The sequence below is a fragment of the Pontibacter ruber genome (assembly GCF_023630205.1).
Lineage (GTDB): Bacteria > Bacteroidota > Bacteroidia > Cytophagales > Hymenobacteraceae > Pontibacter > Pontibacter ruber.
On sequence record NZ_JALPRR010000004.1, the window covers coordinates 516,210 to 529,469 of the forward strand.

Sequence of the window (13,260 nt, forward strand, 5' to 3'; positions counted from 1 at the left end):
CAGATTATGGAAGAGTTAGAATCCTGTCCATCCTATAATTCTGAAAATCCTGATTCAGACAAAAAGACACAAGGTGTTGCGTCTCTACGATCGTGTAAATCACAAATCACCCTTGATCACCGGGGCATGCAAACAACAATCAACAATCAACAATCAACAATCAACAATTAAAGGTAAATTCCCTAATTTTGCCTACCATACTTTATAGTTCAAGATGTCGATAGCCAAAAAATATAGTCCTAAAGAAGTAGAGGAGAAGTGGTACAGCAGCTGGATGCAGCGCGGCTTCTTCCGTTCCAAGCCTAATCCGAATAAAGAGCCTTATACCATTGTCATTCCGCCGCCAAACGTTACGGGCGTGCTGCACATGGGTCACATGCTCAACAACACCATTCAGGATGTGCTCATACGCCGTGCGCGTATGCAGGGCAAGGAAGCCTGCTGGGTGCCGGGTACCGACCACGCTTCCATCGCAACAGAAGCGAAGGTAGTGGCTATGCTGAAGGAGCGAGGTATCGAGAAAAAAGACCTGACACGTGAGGAGTTCCTTAAGTATGCCTGGGAGTGGAAAGAGAAGTATGGCGGCATCATCCTGGAGCAGCTTAAAAAACTGGGCGCCTCCTGCGACTGGGACCGAACCCGCTTCACGATGGAAGACGACCTGAGCGCTGCCGTTATCGAAGTGTTCGTGGACCTGTACCGCAAAGGCCAGATCTACCGAGGCGTGCGCATGGTGAACTGGGACCCGCAAGGCCAGACAGCCCTTTCGGATGAAGAAGTACTTCCAAAAGATACGATGGCTAAACTGTACCACCTGAAGTATGAGGTAGTGGCAGACGGCGCTTCGGAGCCTGCTTATATCATAGTAGCTACATCACGCCCGGAAACCATTATGGCCGACGTGGCTGTGGCCGTTAACCCGAACGATGAGCGCTACAAGCACCTGCACGGCAAATCAGTTCGCATTCCGCTCTTGGGTAAAGAGATTCCGGTGATTGTGGATGAGTACGTAAGCATAGAGTTTGGTACAGGTGCCCTGAAGGTAACGCCAGCCCACGACCTGAACGACTACGAACTGGGCCAGAAGCACAAGCTGCCGATCATCGACATACTGAACAACGACGGCACTCTGAACGAGCAGGCACAGCTGTATGTAGGCCAGGATCGTTTCGCTGCCCGCCGTAATATTGTGAAGGACCTGCAGGAAGCCGGTCTGCTGGAAAAGATGGAAGAGTATGCCAGCGTATTGCAGACATCAGAGCGTACGGGTGCTGTAATTGAGCCGCGCCTGTCGATGCAGTGGTTCTGCAAGATGGATAAAATGGCTGCGCCGGCGCTGGAGTCCGTAATGGAAGACCAGATCCGCCTGCACCCGCCTAAGTTCAAGAACATGTACCGCTCCTGGATGGAAAACATCCGCGACTGGTGTATTTCGCGCCAGCTGTGGTGGGGACAGCAGATTCCGGCTTATTACCTGCCGGATGGCTCTTTTGTAGTGGCTGCTACTGCCGAAGAAGCGCTGGAGCTTGCCCGCAAAGAGAGTGGCAACGATAACCTGCAGCTAACAGACCTGCGCCAGGACGAAGATGTACTGGATACCTGGTTCTCGTCGTGGCTGTGGCCGATCTCAGTTTTTGATGGGTTTAAAGATCCGGACAACAAAGACATACTGTACTATTACCCAACCAACGACCTGGTAACGGCTCCGGAGATTCTTTTTTTCTGGGTAGCGCGTATGATCATGGCGGGCTTTGAATTCCGCAACGAGCCGCCGTTCCGCAATGTATACTTAACCGGTATCGTACGTGATGCGCAGGGGCGTAAAATGTCGAAGTCGCTGGGCAATTCACCGGACCCGCTGGACCTGATCGAACAGTACGGCGCCGACGGCGTGCGTGCAGGTATGTTGTTCAGCTCACCGGCTGGTAACGACCTGTTGTTCGACGAGAAATTGGTAGAGCAGGGGCGTAACTTCAGCAACAAGATCTGGAACGCTTTCCGCCTGATAAAAGGATGGGAAGTAGACGAGAGCCTGTCCTGCCCGAACGAAACTGCCATCAAGTGGTTTGAGTCGCGCTTTAACGAAGCTTTTGCCCAGATCGAAGACCACTTCAGCAAGTTCCGTATTTCGGATGCCCTGCTTTCGGTATACAAACTGGTGTGGGACGATTTCTGCTCCAATTACCTGGAGATGATCAAGCCGGCTTACCAGCAACCAATTGACAAGCAGACGCTGGAAGCTACCATTGCGAACCTGGAGAAAGTGCTGAAGGTGCTGCATCCGTTCATGCCGTTCATCACAGAAGAGATCTGGCACGATCTGAAGGAGCGCAAGGAGAAGGAGTACCTGATTGTAGCGCCTTGGCCAAAGAGCGCTTCGTTCGACAAGGACCTGAACGCGCGCATGGAAAGCGTGCTGAAGGTGGTGGCTGCTATCCGTAACATCCGCAACTCGAAAAACATCGCGCAGACCAAAGCGCTCGACCTGTACATCAAGGTGATGAACCAGGATGGTTACGAATCCTTCCTGAGCATTATCCGCAAGCTTGCGAACATCAATGAGATCAGCTTTGTGCAGGAAAGTGTGGAAGGCGCCATTAGCTTCGTAGAGGCTGGCGACGAGTTCTTCATCCCGATGGAAGGCAACATCGATGTAGAAGCCGAGCGCGAGCGCCTACAGAAAGAACTGGAGTATACCAAAGGCTTCCTGGCTTCGGTAGTGAAGAAACTGAGCAACGAGCGCTTCGTAAGCGGTGCCCCGGAATCGGTGATCGCCAATGAACGCAAGAAGCAGGCTGATGCCGAAGCAAAGATCAATGCAATTGAGCAAAGCTTAGCTTCGCTGTAAGACTATACTTTAGCATAAAACAAACAGCGGCCGTTTCCTCCTTGGGAACGGCCGCTGTTTGTTTTATGTCATTTCGAACGGTAGTGAGAAATCTGCTTCAGTTTTATAGCTGAAGTTTATACTTGTAGCCGGCAAGCCTTAGCTTCGTAGCTGCCTGTCTTCCTCAGTTTTACAACAGCTACTGTTTCATTTTATACTTTGGTACGCTCACGGCCGCGGGGCCTCGTCCTCGGGCACCGCAACAAATCAAAGGCGCTCAACCCAAGGACTGGAAACAACACTGCTTCGTAAGCGACTATGCAACTGGAACCATGTGTAGGGACAGGTCGCGACCTGTCCGCGCGATAGCTGAAGCAATGAAACTCATACTTTAAAGTATAGCAGTAGCCAAACTCCCCTCCTTAGACAATGAGGGGTAAGGGGTGGTTGGATCACAACAAATATGAAAGTATAACCTTACCTATATCAAAGGCCAATTCCCCTCTTGAGAGGGGTAGGGGTGTGTTTATACGTTGTCCGTATCAGATTTCTCCCGCTGGTCGAAATGACAGAAAAGATGGTAAACTCTCCTGTCCCTGCGCGCCAGTTGAGTCAGAGACTCAACACCTCCGTAAGTCACGAATCTGGAGATTCGCGCCGGGAAGTATACTTTATCCCCCCTCTCCTGTTCTGGGGTAGGGGCTCTCGATAAAAGGGGAGGGCTGGGATGGAGTCACACACGGACCTCTCTTTCATACTTATACCGTCGAGATTGGCAAACCTAATGCTGCTGCCTGTTCAGCGAAACCAGCACCCTGTCCAATTCCGCTTCAACCTTCGGAAGTATATCGCTGAGGCCTTCTTTCTTTTCGGGATAAACAAGATCTACCTGCCGGTCATCAATTTTATACTTAAGCAAGCCCTGCTCTGCTTCTGACAGGTAGTATAATTTTACCGGTGTGGCAGCCGTAGAAACTACATAGGTCCTGAATGTAAAGTTGTTTCGGATGCGGTGCTGCGTCGGGGCGCGGTTCTCAAGATAGCGTTGCGTCACCACCGTATCAAGGGCGATTACTGATTCGATCTGGTAAATAGCCGCTATATTGCCTCCACCTTTAAAGCGCCAGGTATGCACCGTATGGTTGCCTTGCTTGTTGCTGCTGTAGCTACCATCAGCCAAGTTTATACTTGCAGCTACCCTGAAAAGCTCCAGGTCCGAGGCAATCATTTCCACGGTTGGACTAAGTGAGGTATTGTCGCTGATGTAGACGGACGTATTCTCCAGTATCCTGAGGTCCTTGTCAATATCTCGGTTTAGCTGCAGGGAATCAGGCTGGTCGAAGAACAGGAATAAGAATAGAGGAAGTATAGTTTGAAAAAGCAGCATACGTTATCAGTTTAGTCTATACTTTGTCTGTTCAAATTCTGTGCTAGGAATGCTAGAGCTTTGAGCTATCTACCACGTTCCAGGTAATGTTGCCGTTGTTCACCTCGTATTTCAGGATCAGATAACCACCGTTATGACCGTCTTCGTAGTAGGCGAGGGCATAGCGGTCGTTCAGGATGCGGCTGTCGCGGATGGTCATGGTGCCGCCCATGGTTCCTTTCTCCGGTATCAGTTGGCCTTGCTTGCGGTTCAGGTCGTTCATCAGGTCTACTTCCGGGTTTCTCAATCCCTTACGCTGTAGCTTTTGGATGTCGCTCTGGCTTAGGCTGCCCAGTTCATCCACAAAGGCGGCACCTCCTGGGGGTACCTGTTCCATGGTATCCGGCGGCATCACCATCTGCTCCAGCGAGTCTTTCTCTTCTTCCTGCTGCTCTACTTTACGTGAGGTCTCGGCTACCTTGTTATCGGCAATGGTCAGGCGACTTTCGGCTTCGTTTTTCTGCCAGTAAAAGTATACCGCCAGGAACAGGAAGAAGGCGGCAAGTATATAGGCAATTGCAATTCTCATAGTTTTATAGGTGGTTTATACTTTCCCCTAAACGGAAAGCGGGTTAAAACAGATGTGGCAATATTAGTTAATAGATATGTTTAAGCCTATAAGTATAAAAAAGCCTGCTTCAATATGCTGAAGCAGGCTTTAAAGTCTTTTGTCGTTTGTCAAAAAACTCCTTTGTCAAAAACTATATTGTAGTGTTCGGATCGAACTGCTCCAGGTAATCGGCCACACGACGCACGAACATGCCACCCAGCGAGCCATCTACAACGCGGTGGTCGTAAGAGTGCGACAGGAACATGAAGTGACGGATACCGATCAGGTCACCTTCCGGTGTCTCGATCACAGCAGGCTTCTTCTTGATAGCACCCACGGCCATAATAGCTACCTGCGGCTGCATGATGATCGGCGTACCCATCACGTTGCCGAAAGAACCTACGTTTGATACCGTGTAAGTACCGCCGGCCAGATCGTCTGGTGTCAGCTTGTTCATGCGGCCACGGTTAGCCAAGTCGTTCACCTTCTTGGTCAGGCCATTCAGGTTCAGCTGGTCGGCATTCTTGATGTTCGGAACGATCAGGTTACCGCTTGGCAGTGCCACGGCCATACCAATGTTGATGTCTTTGTGGCGGATGATGGTACCACCGTCTACCGATACGTTGATCATCGGGAAGTCTTTTATTGCTTTGGCAATCGCGTCGATGAAGATCGGAGTGAAGGTCAAATTTTCGCCTTCGCGCTTCTTGTACACATCCTTCCACTTGTTTCTCCAGTTCACGATGTTGGTCACGTCGGCCTCAACGAAAGACGTAACGTGTGGAGAAATGCGCTTGCTGTCCACCATGCGGTCAGCGATCATCTTGCGCATGCGGTCCATTTCGATGATCTCGACGTTGCCGCTGTAAGAAGCCGCAGGCTTAACGGCTGGCACGGCAGCTGGGGCAGCCTGTGGCTGAACTGCCGGAGCTGCTTGCGGAGTTGCAGCAGGGGCCGGAGCAGCAACTTGTGCCTGAGGCGCAGCAGCCTGCTGAGGAGCATTGCCGCGGCTCTCTACGTAAGCGAGGATATCTTTTTTAGACACACGGCCTTCCTTGCCTGTACCTGGTATGTACTCCAGTTCCTGCATCGAAATGCCTTCTTCGCGGGCAATGTTAAGCACCAGCGGAGAGTAGAAACGGCCCGAAGCCGGTTGGTCGAGCTTGGCTACAGCAGCCTCGGCAGGGGCAGCAGCGGCAACAGATGTCTGTGGTGCAGCAGCCGGAGCAGCAGAAGTTGAAGCAGCAGAAGTTGAAGCAGCAGTTGATGCAGCAGGGGCGGAAGTATCTTCGCCGTTCGTGCTGATGATGGCGATCGGAGCGCCTACGGCTACCACATCGCCTTCTTTCACCAGGATCTCCTTCAGCACACCGCCCTGAATAGCAGGAACCTCTGTGTCAACTTTATCTGTAGCTACTTCCAGTACCGATTCGTCCTGCTCAATGGTGTCACCCACGTTTTTGAGCCATTTCAGAATGGTACCTTCCATGATACTCTCGCCCATCTTGGGCATAACCATTTCTACAAGTGCCATATGTGTCGTTATTCGTTGATCGTTTTTCTTTTATGGGTGGATTATTAAGCCTGAGACACAGGTAAAGTATGCAGGAGTGAAAGAAAAATATTGATAAAGAGCGTCCTGTATCTTGTACCCTGCTACCTGTATCCCAATTTTGCAAACAAAGTTAAGGATTTTGGGCTATTCCTCAACCGTTGCCACCAAACTTTGGCGGATGAGGTTGAGCACGGCCAGTGCCGCGTATTCGATATTGAGCAACCTGTTTTTGTTGAAGTTGAGCAGTTTGGTTCTTGTTTTATCTTTATCAGCATAGGCAATCCAGATAGTGCCCACCGGTTTGTCCGGTGTGCCGCCATCGGGACCAGCAATGCCGCTGGTGGCCACGCCTATACTTGTTCCGAACTTCAGGCGTATGTTCTCTGCCATCTCGCGCACAGTGGCTTCGCTTACGGCGCCATGCTGCTTCAGGGTTTCAGGCTTTACGTTCAGCTCCCGAATTTTTACCTCGTTGTGGTAGGCAATAACACTGCCCTGGTAGTAAGCCGAGCTGCCGCTGATGCTGGTGATCTTGTGGGCTAGAAAACCGCCGGTGCAGCTTTCAGCAGTCGCAATTGTCAGTCCACGCTCTTTCAGCAGCTGCCCCACTGCTTCTTCCAATGTCAGTTCGCCATAGGAAAAAATATAGTTGGGGATGATCTTAGAGAGTTTGTCTACCTGCTGCTGCATCTCCTGCTCCAGTGTAGTTGCGTTGTTCCCGTGGCCGGTCAGGCGCAGGCGCACGCCACCCAGGTGCGGCAGGTAAGCGAGTTTTATGTGGTGCGGCAGGCTGTCTTCCCAGTTTTCGATCTTAGCAGCAAGTATGGATTCCGGTATGCCTGTCGTTTGGATAACTTTGTGGAGGATCTCGGGCGTACTGAAGTATGCTTTCAGTTGCGGGAGGATAATGTCCGACATCATCCGCTTCATCTCAAAAGGTACGCCGGGCATAGACACAACTACTTTTCCTTCCTGCTCAAACCACATGCCTGGCGCCGTGCCGAGCACATTCCGGATGGGCGTGCAGGCAGCAGGCAGCATAGCTTGTTCAAGGTTCAGTTGCGTTACTTCCATGCCGCGTCGTGCAAAAATAGCCGTGATATCGGCCAGCGAAGGCTCGTGCAGCACAAGTTCTGTATGAAAGTAGGAAGTGAGCACATCCTTTGTCAGATCGTCTTTGGTGGGGCCGAGGCCACCGGTCATCAGGATCACATCCGCCCGGGTCAGGGCATCATCCAGCGCCGACACAATATGTTCCGGATTATCAGAAATAGACGTGATCTGGTGTACTTTGATGCCTGCCTTTGTAAGCTCGGTGCCCATCCAGGCAGAGTTGGTATCTACGATCTGCCCGTAAAGTATTTCGTCGCCGATGGTTATTATTTCTGCCGTTACAGGTTTCATGCTTATTTTTGGTCTGATTTGTGCGTGAGCCTTAAAAACTGACGCACGTTAAAGATGTTCACTAAATCCCTTATATGAAAAGAATCTTTTATACTTCTTTTTTAGCGCTTGCGCTGGGTGCTTCGGCCTGCACCGTAGCAGAGGTACAACAAACCGTTGACGGTGTGCTGGCTGGCACTACCGGCGTTACAAAGCCTGTTACCAAAGACGAAGTAGCCTCAGGCCTGCGCCAGGCATTGGAAGTAGGCATTACCAAAGGAGCCAACCAGGCATCGCAGACCGACGGTTACTACAAAAACACCCTCATACGCATTCCGTTTCCGGAGGATGTAAAGCGCGTGGAGAACACCTTGCGCAAAGTTGGCTTGGGCAACGAAGTAGACCGTTTCGTGATGACCCTGAACCGTGGAGCCGAGGATGCAGCCAAAAGTGCCGTGCCTATTTTCGTGAGCGCGATCAAGCAGATGACGCTGGCCGATGCCTGGGGTATTCTGAAAGGCGACAAAGACGCCGCTACCCAGTACCTGAAGCGCACCACCTCCGATCAGCTGCGTACGGCCTTTATGCCCATCATGCAGAAATCGCTGGATAAGACCAACGCCACTAAATATTACGCCGATCTGGTGAACCAGTACAACCAGATACCGCTGGTACAGAAGGCAAACCCGGACCTGAAACAGTATGCTACCCAAAAGGCTATCGACGGCTTGTTTATACTTGTAGCACAGGAAGAGGCCAATATCCGCGAGAACCCATTTGCCCGTACCACAGAGCTGCTTCGCAGGGTATTCACCAAGGAAAACCAGTCGTAAGTACCACAAGCTTTTACTTCAAATTGCACCCGCTTTACCCGAAAGTAGAGCGGGTTCTTTTTTTTGTGGAACATAAAGTGCACAATAAAAGTACAATACAGCAAATTTTCAAGTCTGGCAAGCGGCCGGAAGAGCAGCGCGAACTATGGAAAACAAACAGATAAAATACAGCTCCATCACCAAAGAAAAGGACCTGGATGTGTTGATCGAGGAAATTGGTGATGCGCGGGTCGTCATGCTGGGGGAGGCATCTCATGGTACATCCGAGTATTATACCTGGCGTACGGCCATCTCCAGGCGCCTGATCCAGGAGAAGGGATTTAACTTTGTTGCTGTGGAAGGCGACTGGCCCGAATGTTATGCCGTGAACCGATTTGTAAAAGGCTACGTGAACTCAGGTAGCAAAATTGCCGATGTGCTGCAGGTGTACCGCCGCTGGCCCACCTGGATGTGGGCCAACTGGGAAGTGGCTGCGCTGGTTGAATGGCTGCGCGACTTTAACAACCTGAGACAGGTGCACGAAAAGGCGGGCTTCTACGGGCTGGATGTGTATAGTTTGTGGGAGTCGCTGGAGCAGATCCTGCGCTTCCTGGAGCAGAACGACGGACAGGCAGCCGAGGCCGCCCGCAATGCCATCAACTGCTTCGAGCCGTTTAACCGCGATCCGCAGACCTATGCCCAGGCCACCGCTTTTGTACCCACTGACTGCGAAAACGAAGTGATCGAGATGCTGCAGCGCGTACAGCGGCACCCCCCTTTTACCGGCGATGCCGAGCATGATTTCAATACCAAGCAGAACGCGCTGGTAGCGGTTAATGCCGAAAAATACTACCGGGCTATGATTCGGGGAGGAGCCAGTTCCTGGAATGTGCGCGACCGGCACATGATGGAGACACTTGACCGCCTGCTGGAACTGCACGGCCCTGAGTCGAAAGCCATTGTGTGGGAGCATAACACGCACATCGGCGATGCCAGCGCCACCGACATGGCCGATGATGGTATGGTCAACATCGGCCAGCTGGCCCGCGAAAAGTATGGCATCCATCAGGTAAAGCTCGTAGGCTTCGGCACTTACCAGGGCTCTGTTATTGCCGGAAAATCGTGGGGTGCGCCCATGCAGAAAATGGACGTGCCGCCTGCCATGCCAGGCAGTTGGGAGGCCATGCTGCACGAGCTTAGCACCGACGATAAGATCATACTTTCCAAAGACCTGCAAGATATACCGGAGCTCAAGAAACGCATTGGGCACCGCGCCATTGGCGTGGTGTACGACCCAAAGTATGAGCGCTACGGCAATTACGTTCCCACCGTCATCCCGGCCCGTTACGACGCCTTTATTTACTTTGATGAAACAGAGGCCGTGCACCCGCTCCACATGAAGCCTCGCGGCACCAAAGAGCCGGAGCTGTATCCGTGGAATTATTGATGAGCTGATTTATACCTGTATAAAAAAGCCCCTGTACTTAAATGTAGTGCAGGGGCTTTTTTATGAGATCCTTAAAAATTTGATTATTAACTAAGCCTCATCACATCTCCAGAAGCAGAGCCTTTAGAGTACTTTATGCAGGTGGTTTGAAATATGGGATGTATTACAGATATTTAAGTTGTAAAAACGGCTACATTCATCTTGTGAACAAATACAGCTTATTTCTGATTCTTTTTCTCTTATTTAGCCTGTCTGTTATTGCTCAGGTAAAGAATGAGGGTATCCCTTACATCAGAAACTATACTTTAAAGGAATACCAGGGCTCTCCTCAGAACTGGGCGGTGGTTCAGGATCACCGGGGTGTTATGTACTTCGGAAACAACTACGGTATCCTGGAGTTTGATGGCAACTACTGGCGTCGGCTTGGGCTTCCAAACAGGTCCATTGTCCGGTCGCTGGCCATCAGTAAGTCGGGGAGGGTGTACGTAGGGGGGCAGGATGAATTTGGCTACCTGCAGCCTGACAGCCAGGGCGTAACGACCTTTGTATCGCTAAAAGCAGCTGTTAAAGACGATCAAAATCATTTTGCTGATGTCTGGAACATCTACACAAACGATGAAGAGGTTTTCTTTTGCACGGTGTCAGGCATTTATCATTATACCCAGGGAAAAGTTAAAGTATACCGGGCTCCTCTTGAGCCTTCAGGCTTTCCGTTTTATGTACAAGGCCGGTTGTTTGTGCCTGTTCCTGACAAAGGGCTTTACGAGCTGAAAAATGAAAAGCTGGTTCTTATACCTGGTAGCGACAAAATAGCTGCTTATACTATTGCGTCTATGCTTCCGTACCCCGGCGGTAAGGTTCTGATCTTTACCGAAGAGAATGGCGTTTTTATTTATGATGAGTACAGTGGCTTTAACCCGAGTGACTGGGCCATCGAAGATTTCCTCAAGAAAAACAAAGTAAATACGGCCACGGCACTTACGGAAGGGTATGCGATCGGCACCATCCTGAACGGGCTTTTGCTGATTGATACGGACGGCACTCCCCGCCAGCACCTGAACCGGGAGCGCGGCTTGCAGAACAGTACCATCCGCAGCATTTACCAGGACCACCGGGGCAACCTGTGGCTGGCGCTGAACAATGGTATCGACTATGTAGAATCAAACTCCCCGTTCACGCTCTTTGATACCAGAATGGGTCTCCCGGGTACGGCTTATACTTCCTTGCTGGATAACAACACACTATACCTGGGCACCAGCGATGGGTTGTTTTACAAGGCCCTGTCGGAGCAGGAGAATCCGATTAACCCGATAACGCTGCAAAGTATAGCCAACTCAGAAGGGCAGGTCTATAACCTGCAGAAAGTAAAAGGCAAACTGCTGCTGTCGCACCACAACGGACCCTTCGAGATTATTGATAACAGGGCAGTAAAATTGTCTGATCATCGGGGCGCCTGGATGTTCATGCAGCTGAAAAAGCATCCGGACTACATTATCTGTGGCACGTACCATGGCTTGTTGCTTTACAAAATGGTGAACGGCAAGCTCGAGTTTCAGCGGAAATTAGAGGGGTTCGGGGAGTCGTCGCGGGTGATGGAAGAGGACAGCGAGGGAAACATCTGGGTAGCGCATGGCTACATCGGTTTGTTTAAGCTGAGGCTGTCGGATAACCTGGAGAAGGTAGAAAAAGTCAGCTTCTATAACCAGAAAGATGGCTTCCCTTCGGATATAGGCATCAATGTATTTAAGATCAACGGAAAGCTTTTGTTTACCGGACTGAACGGTGTTTATACCTACAACAAAAGCAAAGACCGCTTTGAGGTATATGAGGAGCTGAACAAGCATTTCGACAGGACCAAGCAAGTGCGGAAGCTGGTAGAGGACAAGGAAGGGAACATCTGGTTCTCGGCAGGGGATGAGATGGGCTTTATCCGGAAGCTCAGCAACGGAAGCTACGAAGTGGTAAAGAATGTCTTCAACAAGCTGGAAGGCAAACTGGTGGGAGGCTTTGAGCACCTGGCTTACTACAACAACCAGAATGTACTCATCGGCATCGACGAAGGTTTTGTGCATTACCGGCCCACTTTCCTGCAGAAGCATAGCCTGAATGAGAAATTTAACACGCTTATCCGGCAGGTACAGGTGGCGGCTCAAGGGACAGATTCGCTTGTTTATGGCGGTACTTATACAAATAAAGATGGCTACCACTTTGTGTCGCTGCCTTATACGTTGAACTCTCTTAAGTTTACCTATGGGGCTATTGTGTACGACGGCATCGAAGATGTACAGTATCAGTATTACCTTGAAGGTTTTGATAAAGGCTGGTCGCCGTGGACGAATACCTTACAGAAGGAATACACCAGCCTGCGGGAAGGTACCTATACTTTCCATGTCCGGGCAAAGAACATCTATAACCAGGAAAGCGAAGAAGCTAGCTATACTTTTAAAATTCTGCCACCGTGGTACCGGTCTGCCTGGGCTTATACTTTTTATGTGCTGCTCGGGGTTCTGGGCGTGCTTTTACTAAGAAGAATTCTCAGGATCCGTATCAGGAAAGCAGAGGAGCGGCTGCAGCAGGAGCAGGAGAAAGCCCTTAAACTGAAGGAAGCGCAACACAAAGAGGAAGTGCTGAAAGCAGAAAAGGAAATCATCAGGCTAAACAACGAAAAGCTGGAGAGCGAGCTGAACCATAAAACAAAGGAGCTGAGTTCCTCTGCCCTGCACGTAATGCAGAATATGGAAGCCGTGTACAAAGTAAAGAACCAGCTGGAGGAGGTAATGGAGCAGGTATCGGATAAGGAAACCCGGCAGCAACTGCGGAAGATCCTGCGATCAGTGGACGAGGAAATCAAGATCGAGAACAACTGGGAACAGTTTGAAGCGCACTTCAACCAGGTACACCAAGACTTCCTGAAACGCCTGAGCAACGATTACCCCGACCTGACACACAAGGATCTGAAAATGTGCGCTTACCTGCGCCTGAACTTGTCCAGTAAGGAAATTGCCTCTTTATTAAAGCTTTCTTTAAGAGGAGTGGAAACCAGCAGGTACCGCATCCGGAAAAAGATGAACTTAGACCCGGAAGTGAGTTTGACTGAGTCTATACTTAAATACTAAGACAGAAAAGGAAAGGCAACCTGCCCTCGCTCGCCTCTGGCGAGTGTGCGTTATCGGGTGCCGTCCCGCCACGTTGCACAAGTATAAAAGTATAAGCTGAAGTATAAGGTATAATCCTCCTCGGTCAAAGGTCGAGGAATGGTT

At 50.6% G+C, this 13,260-nt stretch carries 8 protein-coding genes; 4 read left to right on the forward strand and 4 right to left on the reverse strand.

Features of this window, described 5'->3' with window-relative positions; genetic code table 11:
• The first annotated feature begins 214 nt into the window (after positions 1-214).
• On the forward strand, positions 215-2,848 hold the full coding sequence (locus tag MJ611_RS18865; RefSeq protein ID WP_250431997.1) for a valine--tRNA ligase: 2,634 nt from the start codon (positions 215-217) through the stop codon (positions 2,846-2,848).
• Positions 2,849-3,608: 760 nt separating this feature from the next.
• Here the strand turns inward: MJ611_RS18865 and MJ611_RS18870 are convergent.
• The 4 genes from MJ611_RS18870 to MJ611_RS18885 all read right to left on the reverse strand — a co-directional run bounded on the left by MJ611_RS18870 (position 3,609) and on the right by MJ611_RS18885 (position 7,762).
• Complete coding sequence (locus MJ611_RS18870; protein WP_250431998.1) at positions 3,609-4,214, reverse strand: hypothetical protein; 606 nt, start codon at positions 4,212-4,214, stop codon at positions 3,609-3,611.
• Positions 4,215-4,266: 52 nt separating this feature from the next.
• The gene (locus MJ611_RS18875; RefSeq protein WP_250431999.1) at positions 4,267-4,782 is read right to left on the reverse strand and encodes a hypothetical protein; all 516 of its coding nucleotides are present in this window, start codon (positions 4,780-4,782) and stop codon (positions 4,267-4,269) included.
• A gap of 172 nt (positions 4,783-4,954) precedes the next feature.
• Complete coding sequence (locus MJ611_RS18880) at positions 4,955-6,337, reverse strand: dihydrolipoamide acetyltransferase family protein (protein WP_250432000.1); 1,383 nt, start codon at positions 6,335-6,337, stop codon at positions 4,955-4,957.
• Between the two features lie 165 nt (positions 6,338-6,502).
• On the reverse strand, positions 6,503-7,762 hold the full coding sequence (locus tag MJ611_RS18885; RefSeq protein WP_250432001.1) for a competence/damage-inducible protein A: 1,260 nt from the start codon (positions 7,760-7,762) through the stop codon (positions 6,503-6,505).
• A gap of 74 nt (positions 7,763-7,836) precedes the next feature.
• Between MJ611_RS18885 and MJ611_RS18890 the strand changes: the two genes are divergently transcribed.
• The 3 genes from MJ611_RS18890 (at position 7,837) to MJ611_RS18900 (ending at position 13,116) form a co-directional block, all read left to right on the forward strand.
• Positions 7,837-8,574 (forward strand): DUF4197 domain-containing protein, encoded by a 738-nt coding sequence (locus tag MJ611_RS18890; RefSeq protein WP_250432002.1) that lies wholly within the window; start codon positions 7,837-7,839, stop codon positions 8,572-8,574.
• A gap of 145 nt (positions 8,575-8,719) precedes the next feature.
• Positions 8,720-10,000 carry an erythromycin esterase family protein gene (locus MJ611_RS18895; protein ID WP_250432003.1) on the forward strand — a complete coding sequence of 427 codons (1,281 nt, stop codon included), beginning with the start codon at positions 8,720-8,722 and terminating at the stop codon, positions 9,998-10,000.
• Between the two features lie 203 nt (positions 10,001-10,203).
• On the forward strand, positions 10,204-13,116 hold the full coding sequence (locus MJ611_RS18900) for a two-component regulator propeller domain-containing protein (protein ID WP_250432004.1): 2,913 nt from the start codon (positions 10,204-10,206) through the stop codon (positions 13,114-13,116).
• The last annotated feature ends 144 nt before the right edge of the window (positions 13,117-13,260 follow it).